This window comes from Actinoplanes sp. NPDC049265, assembly GCF_043197135.1.
Classification (GTDB): Bacteria; Actinomycetota; Actinomycetes; order Mycobacteriales; family Micromonosporaceae; genus Actinoplanes.
This window is the reverse complement of the sequence record NZ_JBICSP010000002.1, coordinates 339,701-357,533: the sequence shown is the minus strand read 5'-3', so window position 1 is coordinate 357,533 and position 17,833 is coordinate 339,701. Positions and strand designations below refer to the sequence as shown.

Here is a 17,833-nt window from a genome sequence, read left to right as displayed (position 1 = left end):
CCTTGCTCAGAGGCCGAGCAGGCCGCGCGCGTAGGCGGCCTGCCCGGCGTGCTGAGCGTCGTCGTCGTAGACGCTGACCAGGCGCACGGCGAGAGTGACCGGCGGCTCCCAGTTCTTGTCGACCACCCGGTCGAGGTCGTCGTCGGACACCTCGCGCAGGTAGTCCAGGGTGCGCTCGTGCACGGCGGCGTAGTAGTTGAGCAGCGCCTGCGAGGTCTCCGGGGCCAGCGCCGCCACCTGCTCGGCCGAGTGCCCATAACCGGTGTCGGTGGAGTCGGCGGGCTGGGAGAACATCGGCGCCCAGCCGCCCGAGACGTAGACCTCCTGGCCGCCGATCAGCTCGGTGAGGTGGCTGTCCTGCACCCGGGTCAGGTGCCAGACCAGCCAGCCGATCGTGTTGGCGCCCTCGGCCGGCGCCTGGCGCAGTTGCTCGGGGCTGAGCCCCTCGACCGCCCGGGCGACCAGTTCGGGCAGCCGCCCGAACGCCTCGATCAACACCTCGTTGCCACGCACCGCTGCTCCCTCACTCGTTGCCGCTGTCTCCCGGCGGCGCCTGCTGCTGTTCCTGCTGACCGCCGCCCTCGCCGGTGCCGTCCCCCTCCCCGGTGCCGCTGTCCGGCGTGCTGCCCTGGGTGGGCGCGTCGGTCGCCGGGGCCTCGGCCGGCCCGGTCGTCGTGCCACCGGTGGGGGGCGCGTCCGTCGGGGCGGTCGTCGGCGTTCCGGCCGGCGCACTGCTCTGATCGGCCGGCGTACCCGTCGACCGGGTCGCGGGGTTGGTCGACGGCTGCTCGACCGGGATGTTCCGCTGCTGCTGGTCGTGGCCGCCGTCCGTGGTCACGCTGCTGAACGTGGTCGAGCCGGACGAACCGTGCCCGACCATGGACGCCACCGACTTGCCGGCGATCAGCTCGACCGCGGTCAGCGCACCCATCGTCAGCACGAACACACCGGCGGCGATCAGTGCCACCCGCTTCCACCGGATCGTGTGCCCCCGTTCCTCCTCGGGAACCGTCTCGGACGGCTTGTCGTCGTCGGTCGCCGCGGCCACCTCGGGGGTGCCCACCGCGGCCGGTGCCGTCACGAAGGCCGGCGCCAGCGTCTGCAGCTTCTCGGCGCCCCGCCTCAGCGACCGGGTGTAGATCTCCGTACCGATGGTGCCGACGATGCTCGCCAGGGCGGCGCCGATCAGCGTGCCGGCCACCCCCAGGAACGAACCCAGCACCGCCGCGCACACCGCGGCCAGTGCACCGCCCAGCGCCTTGGTGATGTCGATCCCGGACCAGATCCGCTCTGGTGCTACTGCCTGCTCGCTCATGTCCTCCTCAGAATCCTGTTCTCGACGCCACGCGTGAGTCTGTGCCTTTACCTAGCGGCGAATCGCTAAACCACGGCGCTCGGCCAGAATCTCGCGGATCGGGCGCACCACCACCCCGTCCTCGGCCATCTTTCGCCTGGCCAGACGCCGGGTCCGCAGGATGCCGACGACCCCGATCACACCGACCAGATATTGGACGCTCAGGGCCACCCGGAAGTCGTCCAGCCCGTAGGCCGACGTCCCGCCGGTCCGCCAGTCGAGGATCAGCCCGACCAGCAGGATGGTCAGCAGCGAGGCGGTGAAGCCGCCCACGTTGACGATGCCGGTCGCGGTGCCCAGCCGGGCCGGCGGGTTGAACGTACGGGCCAGATCGAAGCCGATCACCGAACCCGGGCCGCCCAGGCCCAGCGCCAGCACCAGCAGCACCAGCACGGGCAGCGGCGCCGGACCGGGCCAGGCCAGCACCAGGCCCCACCCGGCCGCGTTGATCACGACCACCGCCAGCACCAGCCACGACCGCCGCAACGGATGCCGCTGGGCCAGCACCCCCATCACCGGCCCGGCCACCATGCCGGTTAGCACGAACACGGTGAGCAGCGCGCTCGCCGTGCCCCGGGCCAGGCCTTCACCGGCCACCAGGAACGGGAAGCCCCACATCAGCGCGAACACCGTGCCGGTGAACTGGGTGGTGAAGTGTGTCCACAGGCCGAGCCGGGTGCCCGGATGACGCCAGGCGTGCCGGAGGTCGGTGGCCACCTGCCGCGGGGTGATGGCCGGGCCGGCGCTCACCCGTACCTCCGGGGTGTCATGAAGGGCGACCACCGCGAGGACCGCGACCAGCACGCCCAGCGCCGCCGTGGCGACGAACGCGGCCGTCCAGCCCTGGTAGGCGAGCAGGGCGGCCAGCGGCACGGCGCTCAGGATCTGGCCGAGCTGGCCGACGATGCCGGTCAGCTGGGTCAGCACCGGCACCCGGCGGGCCGGGAACCAGCGGGGCACCAGCCGCAGCACGCTCAGGAAGGTCACCGCGTCACCGGCCCCGACCAGCACGCGCGCGATGACGGCACCGGTGATCCCGCCGGCGAACGCCATCAGAGCCTGCCCCGCCGCCATCACGACCGCGCCGGCGACCACCATCCGCAACGAGCCGAAGCGGTCCAGCAACAGGCCGGCGGGCACTTGCAGGACCGCGTACACCAGCAGCTGAAGGACCGCGAACGAAGCGAGCGCGCTCGCACCGACGCCGAAGCGATCCTGCGCGTCGAGGCCCGCGACCCCGAGCGAGGTGCGGTTGAGCACGGCGATGATGTAGGCGGACAGACCCACGGCCCAGACGGCCCAGGCTCTTCGCAGGGCCATCTCAAACCTTCCAGCCGGACTACGGGGAACGCCCCCCACACTTGTCCGGGCCGGCCCAAGGTCACAACGGAATCTGTCCCACACCACACGTGGGCCTGGTCACGGTGCGGTCCGGCGCTCGTTGGGACCTGTGCGACCCAGGACACACGAGCGAAGGAGCCGACGACATGGACCAGCACCGGCTGATCGACGTCGTTCGCCGGCTGGCCGCCACGCCCGCGCCGTGCGAGCCGATCAGGTCGGTGGCCGGTCCGATTCAGGTGGTGTGGAGCAGCGGGCTCCACACACTCGTGTCGTTCAGCCGTGTCGATGTGGCCGAGGGGGCCGAGCTGGCTCTGCTGACCGGCACGGTGCTCGCCGCCGACACCGGGCGGGCGGCCGTGGCCCACGCCCCGGACGGCACCTTCCACGCCGGCTTTCCCGGCCGGCTCACCCCGCCGCCCAAATGCCGGCGGTGGGCGCGTCGGCGGGAGGCCGAACGGCGGGCGATGGACGAGGTGCGGGACGCCGCCCCGGAGTGGCTGGAGCGTCTCCGGGACGACGGGCGGGTGGGACGGACCGAGGGCGACGTGGCGGCGATCCTCAGGCGCGCAGGTGACGGGTGAGCCAGTCGACGGTCTCGCGCAGGTATTCCGCCCGGGAGTGGCGGTGCAGGAGCTCGTGGCCCTCGTCGCGGAAGAGCAGGTAGCGATGCTCCACGCCGCGCGCGGTCAGGGCCGCGGCCACCTGCTCGGCCTCGATCACCGGGACGTTGCTGTCGTTCTCGCCGTGCACGATCAGCAACGGGGTGCGCAGGCGGTCGATGTGCGTGATCGGGGACAGGTCGCGCAGCAGGGCCTCGTCGGTGACCGGGTCGCCGTACTTGCTGACCGCGGCGGCCGCGATCCACGGCTCGGTGTGCTCGTAGAAGGTCGCGAAGTTGGACATGCCGCAGACATCGATGCCCACGGCGAACAGCGACGGGTACGTGACCAGGGCGGCCAGGGTCAGGTAGCCGCCGTACGAGCGGCCCATGACACCGACCCGGCCGGGCTCGGTGACGCCGGTGGCGACCAGGTGGTCGACGCAGGACTCGACGTCGCGGATCGCGTCGTACCGCAGCACGCCGTTGTCCGCGTTGACGAAGGTGCGCCCGAAACCGGACGACCCGCGCACGTTGGGCGCGAAGACCGCGATGCCCCGGTCGACCAGCGACTGGAACAGCGGGCCGTGCCCGGGCCGCTCCTGCGCCTCCGGTCCCCCGTGGAACCACAGCACGGCCGGGTGCGGGCCGGCGCCCGGCGGCCGGAACAGCCAGCCGGTCAGCGTCAGCCCGTCATGGGCCGGCAGCGTGACAAGGGTGGGCCGGACAGCGCCCGGGGCGGCGGGATCGGCCGAGACCGGTTCGACGCCGGCGGAGGAGGTCCACACCCAGGTGCCGTTGGGCTGCCCGGGGCCCTCGGCGGCGAAGGCCAGCGCGCTTCCGTCCGTACTCCAGGAAAGACCGCCCACCACCCAACCCGGCAGCGGCACCTCGGTCTCGCCGGGCAGGACCGTGACCCGCGACGTTCCGCCCCGCACGTTCCACAGCACCGCCGCGCGGCCGCCGTCGGCGGTCAGCGCGAACGCCTCGACCTCGGCGGTGGGCGACGACGCCACGACCTCCGGTACGCCGTCCACGACGTGCAGCAGCACCCGGAACTCGCCGGCGTCGCTGAGCGCCCAGATCGACCCGTCCGGCCCGAACACCGCCTCCTCGCCGCTGGTCACGTACTCCTCGACGCCGGTGGCCAGGTCGCGCACCGCGATGTGCCGGGCGCCGCGCGGGCCGCGCCGGATCAGCGCCCGGGAGAAGTCCGGGTCCACGTCGAACAGCGAGACCAGCTCGTCCTCGAACAGAATCCGGCGCTCGCCGGTGACCGGGTCGATGACCAGGGCGCGGGTCAGGTTCTCGGTGACCGCGAGCAGCGACCGGCCGGGCAGCCAGCGCATGTTGTCGGCGGTGTCGGCCCCGAACCCGGCCACCTGGTGCAGCGCCGAGCCGTCCGGCCGGACCAGCCACACCTCGTGCCGGGGCGCGCCGCCGGGCGCCAGCTGACAGGCCAGCCATCCGCCGCCGGTGGACCACTGCACGGCCGTCACCGGGTGCTCGCCGGTGCCGACCAGGAAGGTCAGCTCACTGCCGACCGGCTGCACCCACGCCTGGGGCACGCCGCCGCGGTCGGAGACGTACGCCGTGTGCCGTCCATCCGGCGACAGCGCCGGCGACCAGGTGCCGCCGGCCTCGGACGGTAAGTTCCGCTCGGACCAGCCGACGGGGAGTACCGCGACGTCGTGACGGTGGAGCTGACCGGTCATCCGACCCCCTTGTCCTGGAGCCACATCTCGAGCAGGGCGAGCTGCCACAGCTGGTTCGCACCGAGCGTGGTGCGTGGAGTATTCGGGTCCGCGAGGAGCGCGTCAACGTACTCCGGGCGGAACAATCCGCGTGTCCTGGCCGCGGGCGCGTGCAGGGCGTCCCGGACCATCTCCAGCATGGGTCCCTCGAGGTGCCGGATGGCCGGAACCGGGAAGTAACCCTTCGTCCGGTCGATCACCTCGTCGGGCACCACGCCCCGGGCGGCGTCCTTGAGCACGCCCTTTCCCCCCGAGGCGAGCTTCAGCTCGGGCGGGCAGGTGGCCGCGAGCTCGACCAGCTCGTGGTCCAGGAACGGGACCCGCGCCTCCAGCCCCCAGGCCATGGTCATGTTGTCCACCCGCTTGACCGGATCGTCGACCAGCATCACCTGCGAGTCCAGCCGCAGCGCCGCGTCCACGCTGGTGGTGGCGCCGGGCCGGGCGAACTGCGCGGCGACGAACTCGGTGCTGACATCGGTCGCGAGGAGGTACTCCGGGCTCAGCTGCCGAGCGAGCTCGGCATGGGAACGATCGAAGAATTCCGCCGCGTACGCCGTGACGGCGCCGTCCCGGGGCACGGTCGCCAGCGGCGGATACCAGCTGTACCCGGCCAGGATCTCGTCCGCCCCCTGCCCCGACTGCACCACCTTGACGTGCTGCGAGACATCCTCGGAGAGCAGGTTGAAGGCGACACAGTCGTGGCTGACCATAGGCTCGCTCATCGCCGCCACGGTCCGGCCGACCGCGGGCAGGAACCGGTCCCGCTCGATCCGGATCTGGTGGTGCTCGGTGCCGAACTCCTTGGCGATCAGGTCGGAGTAGGCGAACTCGTCGCCCTGCTCACCGGCCGCCGCCTCGAACCCGATGCTGAACGTGGTCAGCCCCCGCTGCCCCTGCTCGGCCAGCAGGGCCACGATCAGGCTGGAGTCGAGCCCGCCGGAGAGCAGCACCCCGACCGGCACGTCGGCGACCATCCGCCGCTCGACCGCGACCCGCAGCCTCTGCCCGATCTCGTACGCCCATTCGTCCCGGCCGAGGTCGCGGCCGCGGGTGAAGTCGGCCTCCCAGTAGATCCGCTCGGTGCTCGTCCCGTCCGCCTTGATCACCCGTACCGTGGCCGGCGGCAGCTTGCGCACCCCCGCCAGGATCGTCCGCGGGGCCGGTACGACCGAGTGGAACGTCATGTAATGCTGCAGCGCCACCCGGTCGAGCGAGGTGTCGACGTCCCCCGCGGCGAGCAGGGCCGGCAGGGTCGAGGCGAAGCGCAGCCGGCCCGGCGTCTCGGCCAGGTACATCGGCTTGATCCCGAGCCGGTCCCGGGCCAGCATCACCGTGCCGGTCTCGTGCTCGACGATGGCGAAGGCGAACATGCCCAGAAACCGCCGGATACAATCGGCGCCCCAGCGGTGGTACGCCTTGATGATCACCTCGGTGTCGGAGGTGGAGAAGAACCGGTAGCCGTACCCGCGCAGTTCGTCCCGCAGCTGCTGGTAGTTGTAGACGCAGCCGTTGAAGACCAGGGTGAGGCCGAGCTCGTCGTCGGTCATCGGCTGCCGCCCGGCCTCGGACAGGTCGATGATCTTCAGGCGGCGATGGCCGAGGGCGACCGCGTCCCGGGCGACCAGCCCCTCGCCGTCCGGGCCACGGGACTCCAGGCAGGGCAGCATCGCGCGGACCGCCTCGGCGTCCGCGGGCCGCCCGTCGAGGCGGAGTTCTCCGGCAATGCCGCACATGTTTCGCAACCTCCTGGGTCGGGTGGGTGATGCGCATCCGTGCTCAGAGCGTTCTGAGCACAAATACGCATCGGGTCGGGGGTGATGCCTATTTGTGCTCAGAGCGTTCTGAGCACAAATAGGCATCGGGTCAGCTGAGCAGCCAAGTGTCCTTCGATCCGCCACCGCGCGACGAGTTGACGATCATGGAGCCGGCCGGGGCCACCCGGGTCAGAGCGGCCGCCGCCACCACCGACTCGCGACCGGTGAAGACGAACGCCCGCAGGTCGACGTGCCGGGGCTCGAGCTGCTGACCGTCGAACGTCGGGTGCGTGGAGAGGTCCACGACCTCCTGGGCCACCCACCGGTGCGGCGCGGTCCTGATCTGCTTGCGGACCGCGTCCAGCTCACCGGGCCGGGCGTGCGGGCCGATCAGGATCCGGTCGCCGCCGTACCCGTCGACCGGCTTGCAGACCAGCTCGTCGAGCCGGCCCAGCACCTCGGCCCGCTGCTCGGGAATGCCGCAGAGGTACGTCGGCACGTCGGCCAGCAGCGGCTTCTCGCCCAGGTAGTACTCGATCAGCTTGGGCACGTACGCGTACACGGCCTTGTCGTCGCCGATGCCGTTGCCGAGCGCGTTGGCCAGCACGACGGTGTCCGCGTGCAGGGCCGCGACCAGGCTCGGCCCGAGCGGCATGCCGTCGGCGCCGGGGGCGTGCATCAGGCTGTCCTCGTCGGTCCGCAGGTAGATCACGTCGACCCGGTGCCGTTTGCCGTCCCGGATCCGGTGCACCACGCCGTCGTCGACGAACAGTTCGGTGCTGCGGACGACGGGAATGCCCATCTCCTCGGCCAGCATCCGGTGCTCGAACCAGGCCGAGTCGTCGGGGCCCTGGCTGAGCAGCACCACGTTGGGGTCGTCGCCGGCCGACGGGCCCGCCGCCTCGCGCAGCGCGGTCAGCAGCAGGGCGGGGGTGTCCTCGACGCCGAGCAGGCCGTCGGGGCGGGGCAGTTCGGGCAGGACGCTCTCGGTGAGGCGGCGGTTCTGCATCGCGTACCCGATGCCGGACGGAACCCGCAGGTTGTCCTCGAGCACACACCATCGGCCGGCGCCGTCACGGACCAGGTCCACCCCGGCGACCTGGGCGCGGACGCCGGGGCGGGCGATCAGGGCGCCGCTGGGCCGCAGCTCGGGCGATCCGTCGATCACCCACTCGGGCACCACGCCGTCCTTGACCACGAGCCGGTCGCCGTAGACGTCCCCGACGAACGCGTCGAGGGCCCGTACCCGCTGCTTGAGGCCTTCCTGCAGCTGCCGCCAGTCGTCCGCCGGGACCAGCCTCGGCACCAGGTCGAACGGGAACAGCCGGGTCGAGGCCTCACCGGCCACCGAGAACGTGATGCCGCGGGCGCGCTGCTCGTCGTCGCGGGCGTCCTCGCGCCGGCGCAGACCGGCACTGCCCAGGGCGGTCAGAACATTGACGATCCCGGTGTACGCGTGAGCCACGTCGCCGCCCGGGAAGGCCTCGTCGCCCTCGGCACGGTACGGGAACAGCCCGGCCGGCACGGTCTGGCCGCTCGGGCCGATGCCTGTCGCACCGCCCCGGGTGTCGGCCACCACCAGGTCGACCACGTCGGAGAGGCGCCCGCGTCGCTGCATGGCCCGCCGCTGCCGGGACGCCGAGCTGCCCTTGCTCAGCGCCTGCACGCTCAGGTCGAACACCTGCTCCCAGTCGCCCAGTTCTTCCAGTTGCGGGCGCAGGTCGCCGATCAGCCGTTCGACGGCCACCGCCGCGGGCACCGGCGCGGGGGAGCGGGGCAGGTCGAGCAGGTCGCCTTCGAGCCCGGAGCGGGCCGCGCGCCACATCGCCGCCCGTTGCAGCGGCGGGCGGATGCGTTCGATCGGGCGGCCGGCCGCGTACTCCTGCCGGGCCCGCAGCACCAGCCCCCGGAACAGCCCGGCCAGCAGCACCACGGTGTCCGCGTCGGGGCTGGCGTCGGTGACCCGCAGCTCGACGGTGGGCAGGTGGGCCGACGGGCGTACGTCGAAGTAGACCATCTTGGGGTCGGTGATCGTGCCCGACGCGATCAGGTCGGCGACCAGCTGGTCGTGGTCGGCGGCCGAGGTCACCTCGCCGCTGTCGCCCGCGGTCGGCCAGCGCAGCCAGACCAGCGAGCGGACGCTGGCATAGCCGGAGTCCTCGCCCATCCAGAACGGCGAGCTGGCCGACAGCGCCAGCAGCACCGGCAGGGCGGGCGCGACGCGCTGGGCGACGGACACCGCCTCGTCCCGGTCGGGGATCCCGACGTGCACCTGGGCTCCGCAGATGAGCTGCTCGCGGGCCAGCATCTGGTATTCGTCGAGCATCCGGCGATAGCGCGAGGTCGGTGTGACCGGCAGCGCGTCCAGGTCGACGAGCGGGACGGTGCCCGCGGCGACCAGCCCGAGTCCCTGCGCCTCGGCGACCCCGATGGCCTCGCGGCGCAGCCGGACGATGCCGTCGCGCAGGTCGTCCAGGGTCGCGGCGACCGGGGTGTTGGTCTCGACGACGGAGCGGTGCAGCTCGGCCGAGAAGTGTTCCGGGTCGAGGCGTTCGAGCAGATCGGGGGCCCGGGGTACGAGCTCCCGGGTCTTCAGGTCGACGACGTGCAGCTCTTCCTCGACGCCGAGGGTGAGTTCGCTGATGTCACCGGTGCCCTCCATCCCGTCGTCCGCCGCGACTTTGAGTGACTCCGTCATGCCACCGCCTCTGTCCCTCCGGATACCGTCCCCGGAGCCTCGCCATTTCATGTTCCAGGCATGTGACGTGCCCATTTCCAGCGTTCGTCAAGCTTCCTGACGTCGGTCAATGTCCTCGTCCGGGGGTATTCCCGCAGCTCAGAGGCATGTAGCGTCAGGCCACGTGAAATCCAACTCTGCCTTCAGGCCGGTCAGGGGCGGCGGTGGGGCTGAGGACGGCTTACGTGTGCGCCGCCGTGGAGTCCTGACCCTGGCGGCGCTGACCGCGTCGATGGCCGCCTGTTCCCGGAACGCCCCTTCCGCGGCCCCTCCGGAGCGGACGATCTTCACTCCGATGTCAACTTCGCCGGAATTGACCGTTCCGTCACCCTCGTCGGCACCCAGCCCGTCCGCGACGACGAAGGCTCCCCGAAAGGGCGACGAGCCGAAGGTCGAGGAGGTCGCCAAGAAGACCGGCAAGGGCGGGCCGGTGCCGGCGCTCGACCGGGCCATGCTCGGGTCGTACCTGGCCCTGGGCGGAATGTCGCTGTCCGAGAGCCTCGCGCTGCGCCGTCGCCAGCTCGGCCGCGACCAGAAGATCGTGCACCTCTTCTACGGGTGGTCCGAGCGGATGCCGTCGGACGTGTCGATCGGGAAGTCGACGCTGATGGTGTCCTGGCACGGGATGAAGCTGGCCCCGGTGGCCAGTGGCGCGCAGGACGCGGTCATCGAGGCCGCGGCGAAGAAGCTGGCCGCGTACGGCAAACCGATGTTGTTGCGCTGGGCCTGGGAGATGAACGGCGACTGGTTCGAGTGGGGCGGCCCGCAGAACGGCGGCAACCCGGGCCTGTACGTGACCGCGTACCGCCGGATCCACCGGATCTTCCGGGCCAACGGGGCGGACAACGTCGCCTTCGTCTGGAGCCCGAACTGGAACTCCTCGCCCAACACGCGGGCCAACGCGATCAGCCGCTACTACCCCGGTGACGCCTATGTGGACTGGGTCGGCGTGTCGGGCTACAACTTCTACTCCGAGTCACCGTCGACGCTGTTCCGGCCGGTGGTCTCCGCGTACGGGAAACGCAAACCGGTCATCGTGACCGAGACGGCGGCCATCGACTTCGGTCGCGGCACCAAGGCGGCGTGGATCAAGAAGCTGTCCGCGTACGTACGGACAACGCCGTCGATCGGCGCGGTGGTCTGGTTCGACACCGACGTGCAGGACGACTCCAAGCACAACTTCCGATTCGACACGTCGAGTGACGCGCTCGCCGCCTACCGCGCGATGGCCCGCAGCGCCCGGTTCTCGGGCTGAGATTTCGCGATCAAGGAACCGACCCTGGGGCTGTGCGACTGGCGCCGGTAGGGGACACTTCCCTGCATGTCGGGTGTGATGGAGCTGGGCGCGCGGGACCCGCGCCAGGTCGGCCCCTACCGCCTGCTCAAGAAGCTGGGCGGGGGCGGTCAGGGCACTGTCTATCTGGGCACCGACGACGGCGACGAACGCGTCGCGGTCAAGGTGCTCAACACCGACTTCGACGACACCGGCCGGCTCAAGTCGACGCTGAACCGCGAGTTGGAGAGCGCCCAGTCGGTCGCCGCCTTCGTCACCGCCGGCGTTATCACGTTCGACCTCGACGCCGACCCGCCGTACATCGTCACCGAGTTCGTCGACGGGCCGACCCTGCAGGAGGACGTGGTCACCGGGCGCGGTCCGCTGCGCGGCAGCCGGCTCAACGACCTGGCCATCCAGACCGTCATCGCGCTGGAGGCCATCCACGGCGCCAACGTGGTGCACTGCGACTTCAAGCCGGCCAACATCATCCTCGGGCCGAGTGGCGTCAAGGTGATCGACTTCGGCATCGCCCGGGCCTGGGAACAGGTGCACCAGGCGGCCAGCCGGGTCATCGGCAGCGCCCACTTCATGGCGCCCGAGCAGGTGGAGAACCAGCCGCTCGGGCCGGCCGTCGACATGTTCTCGTGGGCGTCGACGATGGTGTTCGCGGCCACCGGCAAGCACGCGTTCCCCGGCGCCAGCCCGGTCGCGGTCGGGGTGGCCGTGGTCCAGGCCGAGCCGAGACTGCACGGGCTGTCCGGGCAACTGGCCGAGCTCGTCCAGGCCTGCCTGCGCAAGGATCCGCGGCAACGGCCGACCGCGGGCCAGGTACGCCAGGCGCTGATGGCGCCGTCGGGTCGCCCGACCTCCGGCGCCCCGGCGTTGACGGCGCCACCGGACCAGCGCCCGACGTCGGGTGCGCCGATCGCCTACCAGCCGGGTGCGGCCCTGCCGTTCGTGCCACCGCAAAAGCTGATCGAGCCGACGCTGCGCGAGCTGCCGTCGGCGGCGCCGCAGAGTCCGGCCGTGCCGTACCCCGCCTATCCGGGTCATCCGCCGCGGCCGCCGCGCCGCACCGGCGGCAAGATCGCGCTGACCTTCGTCCTGGTGCTGCTGATCCTCGGCGGCGCCGGCGTCTCCGGCTATCTGTGGTGGGACCGCGCGCAGGGCCGCGACACCACGACGTCCGACGGCACGGACGCGTCGGGCGGCGATAACCGGCCCGATCCGGCGCTGGTCGAACTGCAGACGTTCGCCGGGAAGCAGCCGCTCGACGGTTGCACCGCCGGCACGCCGAACGAGAAGCAACTCGCCCGGCGCGGCTGCGTGGTCGGCGACGTGAAGGTCACGTACGTGCTGTACAAGGACAGCGGGCGCCGCAACGCGGAACGGGCGCTAGTGCAAAACCTGCACAAGAACTCGGAGTGCGACTGCCTGAGCCAGACCGGGATCAGTCCCGACAAGCGGCGCGGGAAGTACATCGAGTACACGTACCGGGCCGCCGAGGACGACAAGTGGTACGCCGCCCTCTGGTGGGACGACGGTGAGTCGCGGCCCGACGGGTCGGGTGTGCTGACGATGCGTACGCCATGGGACCAGAAGTCCTCGGATCCCGCCCAGCCACTGCGGGAACAGTGGCTCACTTGGGGTTACAGCCTCGCCGACTGACCCTGTGTCTTTGCTGAGTGCTCCGAACGCGTAACGCGCGGTTAACCGGGCTGCCGTACGGTTTCCGATATGCCGGAATTGTTCCGACGAGACCTGCCCGCTTCCGTGGTGGTCTTCCTCATCGCCATCCCCCTGTCCCTCGGCATCGCGGCCGCCTCAGGTGCGCCGCTGATGGCCGGACTCATCGCCGCCGTCTGCGGTGGCATCGTCGCCGGCGCCCTCAGCGGCGCCCCGCTACAGGTGAGCGGCCCCGCCGCCGGACTCACCGTGATCGTCGCCGGGGTCGTCGCCGACCTCGGCTGGGCCGGTACGGCCGCCGTGGTCGCGCTGGCCGGCCTGGTCCAGATCGGCCTGGGCGCGGCCCGCCTCGGCCGCGCCGCGCTGGCCCTGTCACCCGCCGTCGTGCACGGCATGCTGGCCGGCATCGGCGTGGTGATCGCCCTCAGCCAGCTGCACGTGGTCCTCGGCGGCCGGTCGCAGAGCTCGGCCCCGGCCAACCTGCGCGACCTGCCCGGCCAGATCGCCGGCTCGCACACCCCCTCGGTCCTGATCGGCCTGCTCGCCGTGGCCATCATGCTGCTCTGGCCCCGCGTCGTACGCACCTCCCTGCTGCCCGCCGCCCTGATCGCCGTGGTCGCCAGCACCCTGACCGCCGCCCTGGCCGGCCTCGACGTGGCCCGCGTCGACCTGCCGGCCCAGCCACTGGACGCGATGGTCCTGCCCCGGTGGCCGGACGCCCCGGTCGGCGCCATCGCCGTCGCCGCACTCACCGTCGCCCTGGTCGCCAGCGTCGAGTCGCTGCTGTCCGCGGTCGCCGTGGACAAGCTGCACGACGGCCGCCGCGCCCGGCTCAACCGGGAGCTGATCGCCCAGGGCGCCGCCAACACCGTGTCCGGCCTGCTCGGCGGCCTGCCGGTGACCGGCGTGATCGTGCGCAGTTCGGCCAACGTCGCGGCCGGCGCCCGGACCCGCGCCTCGGCCATCCTGCACGGCGTCTGGGTGGCCGCCTTCGTGCTGCTCGGCGCGGTCCTGCTCGAGCGGATCCCGCTCGCCGCGCTGGCGGCCGTGCTGGTGGTGGTCGGCCTACGGTTGGTCGACCTCAGCCACATCCGCGAGTACGTGCGGCACCGCGAACTGCCGACATACCTGGCCACCGCGGCCGGCGTGATCGTTATCGACCTGCTCACCGGGGTGGTGCTGGGTATGGCCGTGGCGGCACTGTCGATGCTGTGGCGGGTGGCCCGCTGCGACATCCGCAGCACCGAGACCCACCCCGGCCACTGGCTGGTGAACATCAGCGGCACCCTGTGCTTCGTCGGCTCGGCCCGGCTGTCCCGTCAGCTGGCGGCGCTGCCCGAATCCGGCTCGGTCGAGGTCGAGCTGCATCTGGACTACCTCGACCACGGCGCTTTCGAAACGATAAGAGATTGGCGCGACGCGTACGAGCGGACGGGCGGCCGGGTGGCCATCCGCGAGGTCCACGACTCCTGGTTCCACCGGGCGACGGCCGGCCGCCTGGGTTCGGCCCGCAGCGGCCCGCCACGCTTGCTGGGGTCGTGGTCGCGCTGGCAGGCCTACGACCGCGGCGGCCGGGACGCCATGACCGCCGGCATCGACGAGTTCGAGCGTACGGTCGCCCCGCTGGTCCGGCCTCACCTGGCCGGTCTGGCCCGCGCCGGCCAGCAACCGGAGCAGCTCTTCATCACCTGCGCCGACTCCCGCGTGGTCCCCAACCTGATCACCGGCAGCGGTCCCGGCGACCTCTTCTGCGTCCGCAACGTCGGCAACATCGTCCCGCCGCACGGCGCCGCCGACTCGTCGGTCGGTGCCGCGGTCGAGTACGCGGTCGACGTCCTGGGCGTCTCGGTCATCACCGTCTGCGGCCATTCCGGTTGCGGCGCCGTCCGCGCGATGATGTCCGGCGGCACGCCGTCCGACACCTCGCTGGGCCGCTGGCTGACCACGGCGCACACCGCGGTCGAGGGCGACGACGAGGAGCGCTGCATCACCGCCAACGTGGTGCAGCAGCTGCGCAACCTGCGCACGTACCCCAGCGTCGGTGCGGCCGTGGCCGAGGGACGCCTGCGCCTGGCCGGCCTCTACTTCGACCTGGCCGAGACTCGCATGTACACAGTGGACGAACAGGAGGGCCTGCGCCGCCCGGTCGAAGCCTGACTCACTTCCCGCCGCCGGGCCGGGAAGCCTGGCTCATTTCCTGCGGCCGGGCCGGGAAGCCTGGCTCATTTCCCGCGGCCGGGCCGGGAAGCGTGGCTCACTTCCCGGCCAGCCGGGCGACCAGCGGGGTGGCCGTCTCGACCGCCGCCGGGCTGATCGGGAAATACGAGACCCCGTACTGCTCACGCAACCGCTGCAGGGTGTCGATCACGGCCTCGGTGTCGTCGGTACGAATCGCCGAGACGTGGTCGACCCCCGGCAGAATCCCGTAGTTTCGCAACCAGGCCGGCTCCTCGCCACCGCCGATGTGAAAGATCGAGACGCTGAGCTCCAGCTCGTCGAACCGATCCCCCGCGGCGTCCCGGATAATCGCGACCTTCCGTCCCAGCTCCTCCTCGGTGGCCACGCCGAGATGAATGATGTCGGCCCGCCGCGCCGCGAGGTGCAGCAACCGGTCGCTCTTCCCCGCCACCATGATCGGCGGCCGGGGCCTTTGCACCGGCTGCACCGGCGCCTCAGCGGCCAGCCGGTCGACCGCCGCGATCGTTTCGCCGACCAGTGCCACCCGCCGGCCCGCCGTCCCGTACGACTCGCCGAGCTACCGCGTACCACTCTCGTTGGCCGGATGCCCTGACCCCAGCCCCAGCTCGAACCGCCCACCCGACAACTGATCCAGCGTGGCCGTCTCCCACGCGACCACCCCGGGCGCCCGCAGCGGCACCGGCACCACCATCGTCCCCAGCCGAAGATCCTCGGTCACCGCCGCGGCGACCGCCAACGCCTGGAACGCCGAGAACCGTTTGGGCCCGTCCGGTACCAGCAACGTGTCGAACCCGAGCCCCTCGGCCCGCCGTGCGACATCCGCCCACTCCCGCACCGACCCGAACCGCGCGGTCCCGATCCCGAACGGCGCCCCGGCCAGTCCAAACCGAAATTTCCGTGCCACCCGCACTCCTTCAGACGACGTCCTCCCGAACGACGACCAGCCGCCTCCCCGGTTCAGTCCCAGCCCTGACGCAACCGCCACCAGTACTCCGGATCAAGTGGCGGCGGGCCGAATCGGTACTTGGACGCCCGCACCTCGTACTGACTGCGCGCCCGGATGGCGTCCCGCAACTCCCGGTCTCGATGAAACGTCTCCGGCGGCCGGGCCAGCCCGTAGAGATCTCCCCACCACTCGCCCGGGTCGGGATCGAGAATCGTGTCAAGATGGCTCGGATAGCGCCGCTCGGCCCCGTCGCGGGTGTTCTCCCAGTCCTCCATGGGCAGCACGAGCCGCCCGCCGGCATCGACCGCGACCAGCCAGAACCCCGCTGTCCGCAGCACCCACAGCATCAGCCCCAGACTGGGCATCATCGTCCCGGCCTCGATCTTGCCGATCGCCGCCCGTGACACACCCGCCCGCTTCGCCAGCTCGCGCTGACTGCAGCTCGCTTTCCGCCGCGCGCTCCGCACCAACCCGGCCGCAGGAAACGCGTAACGCCGCCTCATTTCCGCCATGCCGCCGATGCTGACAGACCTTCCCTCCCCGCCGCCCGCCCCCTGTGGACAACCCCTCGCGCGCCCTTTGCTCTGCGCACCAATGCTCGCCCCCCAAATCGATCGCGGGCTCGACCTCCGCACCTGGGCAGGCAGTCGCGAAAGGCCCGCCGATCTGGGCGGCGGCGGGGCTGGCGACGAGAGAAAGCGCTGGCCAGGCGGGGTTTCCTCGGGCCCGGCGAGGGGCCTGTGCTTGCGGCGATCCGTAGCTGTTCACGTAGAGCGATCGTCCTCATCGGTCCGCTGTTCGCAGCGCGGCGAGGAAGGGCAGGTCGGAGAGGGGGGCAACCATTGGTACGCAGAGCAAAGGGGCCGGGCAGGAGGTGGGGCGGGCAGCGTGGCGTCACGGTGGGTAGCGGGGTGGGGAAGGAAGGGGAGGGGAAGGGGAGACGGGGCGGCCGGAAGCGGCCACGGGGCGCTGTGGACGCGGGAAGGCCAGGAGGGTGGCGGGTATGGGTTACGAGGACTGGATGGGGATGAGCACCCCTACGCTGGCGGGGGCGCTCGACAGTCTCGGGAGGGTCGGCCAGAGGCTCGGCGAGGACTGGGCGGGGATCAGCCAGGCCATTCAGGGTGGGCAGGCCGGTATCGGCGCCGGGGACGTGCTCGCGGGGGCGTTCCGGGAGACCTATGAGGACCCGGCCCGGATCGTGCGGACCAGCGCCGGCCAGACCCCGGGGCTGTACGAGGAACTGGCCGGGGCCGGGGTGGCCGGCATGAACATCTACATCGGGGGCGAGACCATCGCCGCCGACGGATTCCCGAACTGAGGGGGCGGCCATGGCGATCGCCGAGCCGGTCGACTCGCGACTGTGGCAGGCCGTTCAGGGACGGGTCCGGTGGCCCACCGCGAACGAGGATGTCACGGCGGTGCTGGCGCACGACTGGGCCGACGCGGTCGCCTCGTTCCGGTACGCCGCCTCCTCGACCAAGGACCTGCCCGACACGGCGTGGCCGGACTCGGTGGGACGGGTCTTCGACGCCAAGATCGGGGAGTTGCGGCAGCGGGTCGAGCAGGACTCCGACGGCATGGCGCGGCTGGCCCGGATCACCCGGGCGTACGGCGAGGATGTGGGTTATGCCAAGGGCGAGATCGTCCGGGTCCTGCCGTCCTGGGACGCCGTCTTTCGAAGCGAACCGGAGGTCGCCGACGGATTCGCCACGCTGATCAACGACTTCCTGCAGGCGATGGCGACCCGGATCAAGGCGCGCGGCGACGCTGGGCCGGAAGCCACCGACCTGGCCCGGACCGGCCTGCCCACCCCGGATGACGTACTCGCGCAGGCGGCCGCCGCTCCGCCGCCCGGCGGGTTCAATCCACCACCGCAGCCGATCGAGCGGATCAGTCAGCAGCAGCAGGGGCACATCCGCGGCACGCCGCAGTACGAGCTGCGCATCCAGCAGGGGAAGCCGACCTCGTACTTCGAGACCGAACGGGAGGCGAACCTGTACACCTATGAGGCCTGGTACAAGGGGACGCCGGTGAACGGCAACCCCAACATCCGGGAACTCGACTTCGGCCACAAGGTCGGGTCCGGGTACTACGGCGGCTATCAGACGCGGGTCACCGCGGTCATGGACTCACAGGGCCATGTCCACGGGTATCCGTCCGGGCCCGAGTTGCACTTCTGAAG

The 17,833-nt window shown here is 71.6% G+C and carries 12 protein-coding genes and 2 pseudogenes; 6 read left to right on the top strand and 8 right to left on the bottom strand.

Features of this window, described 5'->3' with window-relative positions; genetic code table 11:
- Positions 1-6: 6 nt before the first annotated feature.
- Genes ACGFIO_RS07390 through ACGFIO_RS07380 form a run of 3 tightly spaced genes read right to left on the bottom strand, consistent with a single transcriptional unit; the run spans position 7 to position 2,674 of the window.
- Positions 7-513 carry a DinB family protein gene (locus ACGFIO_RS07390; RefSeq protein ID WP_392823288.1) on the bottom strand — a complete coding sequence of 169 codons (507 nt, stop codon included), beginning with the start codon at positions 511-513 and terminating at the stop codon, positions 7-9.
- 10 nt (positions 514-523) lie between these two features.
- Entirely contained in the window at positions 524-1,315 is a 792-nt protein-coding gene (locus ACGFIO_RS07385) for a hypothetical protein (RefSeq protein ID WP_392823285.1), read from the bottom strand.
- Between the two features lie 51 nt (positions 1,316-1,366).
- Entirely contained in the window at positions 1,367-2,674 is a 1,308-nt protein-coding gene (locus ACGFIO_RS07380; protein ID WP_392823283.1) for a nitrate/nitrite transporter, read from the bottom strand.
- A gap of 167 nt (positions 2,675-2,841) precedes the next feature.
- Here ACGFIO_RS07380 and ACGFIO_RS07375 point away from each other — a divergent pair, with 167 nt between their 5' ends.
- On the top strand, positions 2,842-3,279 hold the full coding sequence (locus tag ACGFIO_RS07375; RefSeq protein WP_392823280.1) for a hypothetical protein: 438 nt from the start codon (positions 2,842-2,844) through the stop codon (positions 3,277-3,279).
- Here the strand turns inward: ACGFIO_RS07375 and ACGFIO_RS07370 are convergent.
- From ACGFIO_RS07370 to ACGFIO_RS07360, 3 genes are all read right to left on the bottom strand, one after another.
- Positions 3,257-5,011 carry a prolyl oligopeptidase family serine peptidase gene (locus ACGFIO_RS07370; RefSeq protein ID WP_392823278.1) on the bottom strand — a complete coding sequence of 585 codons (1,755 nt, stop codon included), beginning with the start codon at positions 5,009-5,011 and terminating at the stop codon, positions 3,257-3,259. The genes ACGFIO_RS07375 and ACGFIO_RS07370 overlap by 23 nt on opposite strands.
- Positions 5,008-6,783: an N-acetylglutaminylglutamine amidotransferase gene (locus ACGFIO_RS07365; protein ID WP_392823276.1), complete on the bottom strand. Its 1,776-nt coding sequence runs from the start codon at positions 6,781-6,783 to the stop codon at positions 5,008-5,010. Before ACGFIO_RS07365 ends, ACGFIO_RS07370 begins: the two co-directional genes overlap by 4 nt.
- 130 nt (positions 6,784-6,913) lie before the next feature.
- A complete protein-coding gene (locus ACGFIO_RS07360) occupies positions 6,914-9,502 on the bottom strand; it encodes a glutamate--cysteine ligase (RefSeq protein WP_392823273.1) in 2,589 nt (862 codons plus the stop codon).
- Positions 9,503-9,611: 109 nt separating this feature from the next.
- On the opposite strand from ACGFIO_RS07360, the pseudogene ACGFIO_RS07355 reads away from it, so the two are divergent.
- The 3 genes and pseudogenes from ACGFIO_RS07355 to ACGFIO_RS07345 all read left to right on the top strand — a co-directional run.
- Positions 9,612-10,541, top strand: a pseudogene (locus tag ACGFIO_RS07355) (glycoside hydrolase family 26 protein); the annotation flags it as partial.
- Between the two features lie 321 nt (positions 10,542-10,862).
- On the top strand, positions 10,863-12,485 hold the full coding sequence (locus ACGFIO_RS07350; protein ID WP_392823271.1) for a protein kinase: 1,623 nt from the start codon (positions 10,863-10,865) through the stop codon (positions 12,483-12,485).
- Positions 12,486-12,554: 69 nt separating this feature from the next.
- Positions 12,555-14,660: a SulP family inorganic anion transporter gene (locus tag ACGFIO_RS07345; protein WP_392823268.1), complete on the top strand. Its 2,106-nt coding sequence runs from the start codon at positions 12,555-12,557 to the stop codon at positions 14,658-14,660.
- A 97-nt stretch (positions 14,661-14,757) separates the two neighbouring features.
- On the opposite strand, the pseudogene ACGFIO_RS07340 reads toward ACGFIO_RS07345, so the two are convergent.
- Together ACGFIO_RS07340 and ACGFIO_RS07335 are read right to left on the bottom strand one after the other, a co-directional pair.
- Positions 14,758-15,537: pseudogene (locus tag ACGFIO_RS07340) on the bottom strand (LLM class flavin-dependent oxidoreductase).
- 122 nt (positions 15,538-15,659) lie between these two features.
- A complete protein-coding gene (locus ACGFIO_RS07335) occupies positions 15,660-16,160 on the bottom strand; it encodes a helix-turn-helix transcriptional regulator (RefSeq protein WP_392823266.1) in 501 nt (166 codons plus the stop codon).
- Between the two features lie 491 nt (positions 16,161-16,651).
- Here ACGFIO_RS07335 and ACGFIO_RS07330 point away from each other — a divergent pair, with 491 nt between their 5' ends.
- Together ACGFIO_RS07330 and ACGFIO_RS07325 are read left to right on the top strand one after the other, a co-directional pair.
- Positions 16,652-16,969 carry a hypothetical protein gene (locus ACGFIO_RS07330; RefSeq protein ID WP_392823265.1) on the top strand — a complete coding sequence of 106 codons (318 nt, stop codon included), beginning with the start codon at positions 16,652-16,654 and terminating at the stop codon, positions 16,967-16,969.
- Positions 16,970-16,979: 10 nt separating this feature from the next.
- Entirely contained in the window at positions 16,980-17,831 is an 852-nt protein-coding gene (locus ACGFIO_RS07325) for a hypothetical protein (protein WP_392823262.1), read from the top strand.
- The last annotated feature ends 2 nt before the right edge of the window (positions 17,832-17,833 follow it).

What these genes read in the sequence shown, in the direction of transcription:
- ACGFIO_RS07385 (WP_392823285.1), bottom strand. Translation starts at nt 1,315, where the DNA reads ATGAGCGAGCAGGCAGTAGCACCAGAGCGGATCTGGTCCGGGATCGAC.
- ACGFIO_RS07380 (WP_392823283.1), bottom strand. Translation starts at nt 2,674, where the DNA reads ATGGCCCTGCGAAGAGCCTGGGCCGTCTGGGCCGTGGGTCTGTCCGCC.
- ACGFIO_RS07375 (WP_392823280.1), top strand. Translation starts at nt 2,842, where the DNA reads ATGGACCAGCACCGGCTGATCGACGTCGTTCGCCGGCTGGCCGCCACG.
- ACGFIO_RS07370 (WP_392823278.1), bottom strand. Translation starts at nt 5,011, where the DNA reads ATGACCGGTCAGCTCCACCGTCACGACGTCGCGGTACTCCCCGTCGGC.
- ACGFIO_RS07365 (WP_392823276.1), bottom strand. Translation starts at nt 6,783, where the DNA reads ATGTGCGGCATTGCCGGAGAACTCCGCCTCGACGGGCGGCCCGCGGAC.
- ACGFIO_RS07360 (WP_392823273.1), bottom strand. Translation starts at nt 9,502, where the DNA reads ATGACGGAGTCACTCAAAGTCGCGGCGGACGACGGGATGGAGGGCACC.
- ACGFIO_RS07350 (WP_392823271.1), top strand. Translation starts at nt 10,863, where the DNA reads ATGTCGGGTGTGATGGAGCTGGGCGCGCGGGACCCGCGCCAGGTCGGC.
- ACGFIO_RS07345 (WP_392823268.1), top strand. Translation starts at nt 12,555, where the DNA reads ATGCCGGAATTGTTCCGACGAGACCTGCCCGCTTCCGTGGTGGTCTTC.
- ACGFIO_RS07335 (WP_392823266.1), bottom strand. Translation starts at nt 16,160, where the DNA reads ATGGCGGAAATGAGGCGGCGTTACGCGTTTCCTGCGGCCGGGTTGGTG.
- ACGFIO_RS07330 (WP_392823265.1), top strand. Translation starts at nt 16,652, where the DNA reads ATGGGTTACGAGGACTGGATGGGGATGAGCACCCCTACGCTGGCGGGG.
- ACGFIO_RS07325 (WP_392823262.1), top strand. Translation starts at nt 16,980, where the DNA reads ATGGCGATCGCCGAGCCGGTCGACTCGCGACTGTGGCAGGCCGTTCAG.